This is a genomic window from Vibrio sp. Vb0598 (genome assembly GCF_033338935.1).
GTDB lineage: Bacteria > Pseudomonadota > Gammaproteobacteria > Enterobacterales > Vibrionaceae > Vibrio > Vibrio alginolyticus.
In genome coordinates this window covers 1-1,012 of the sequence record NZ_JAWOTP010000327.1, presented here as the reverse complement: position 1 = coordinate 1,012, position 1,012 = coordinate 1, and the positions used below count along the sequence as shown (strand labels likewise).

The following is a 1,012-nucleotide window of genomic DNA, read 5'->3' as shown; positions in this document are numbered from 1 at the left end:
TGCCAAAGGCCATCGAGTTGATGGTAGTTCGCTAACAAATTAAAACGCTCTGCAGACAAATCTGTGGCCAGTTCATTAAGTTTGGATTCGCAATTGAGCTCGGACATACAGGTGTGCCAAAACGTCTCGATTTCTGCTTTCAATGCTCGACCTTTAGAACGGTTTAGTCGCTCTGCAAGATCTTGAATCTCTGTGGGCATGTTGTCTGATTTTGACTTGGACTTTTGAGTACTGCTTTGGCGCTGGGGTGGCGTCGAATCACTATCAACCAATGCGATTGATTTATCCTGCAACTCCGAAGAAAGCTGCGTTAAGTGATCGCGTTCGTCGACATTGACTGAAAACCAAACTATGCCCGCCAAAACGGCGGACACAGTGATTAGTAAGCTAAGCTTCATGGCTTGATCACGGCGCTGACAGGGAAGTGATCCGACAGGTTGTAATGTTTCCACAACCCCTCTGCCGTTGAACGTGGAACATCAACGCGGTTGTCGTTAAACGATTTCACGCCATATTCGTTGCTCACCATGACGTAATCGAGGTATTCCACATTTTCGCCACCAGATAGTGCTTCGCCTGCGAAGTTATTGATACGAGGGTCGAACGTAGACGCTGTATAGCCAGAGTATTGAGGCTCCATCGCACTTAGGTTTGCGATCATCTGCTGGTAATCTCCAGGGAACTTCAGCTTGTTTACATTAAAGTCACCACTGTAAACGACCGTTTCGTTATTCGGAATGTTGAGAGACTGCGCCATAGTGCGCATTTGTTGAAATTGACGCTGACGATACTCACGCGCTGTATCAGTATCGAAAGACGCGGTATGTGTAGCAAAAACATGGTAGGCCTGACCACCTTTGATGATCTCTGCGTAGTTTACGCCTTTATCAGCGAAGCAATCGGTACCCGAACAATCTGGGAACACGTATTGTGCCTCGTTGACGATAGGGTAACGACTCACAATGATTACGCCTCCGTCGTAAACGTTGAAGCCATCTTTATCCAACATCTT

The 1,012-nt window shown here is 46.9% G+C and carries 1 protein-coding gene and 1 pseudogene; both read right to left on the bottom strand.

Annotation, left to right across the window (positions count from 1 at the left end; translation table 11 throughout):
• Positions 1-398 (bottom strand): annotated as a pseudogene (locus R7Q38_RS25045) (chromosome partitioning protein ParA); the annotation flags it as partial.
• Positions 395-1,012, bottom strand: a 618-nt coding sequence (locus R7Q38_RS25040; RefSeq protein WP_318114758.1) for a sphingomyelin phosphodiesterase, incomplete at its 5' end; no start/stop codon positions are given. The gene R7Q38_RS25040 and the pseudogene R7Q38_RS25045, both read right to left, overlap by 4 nt.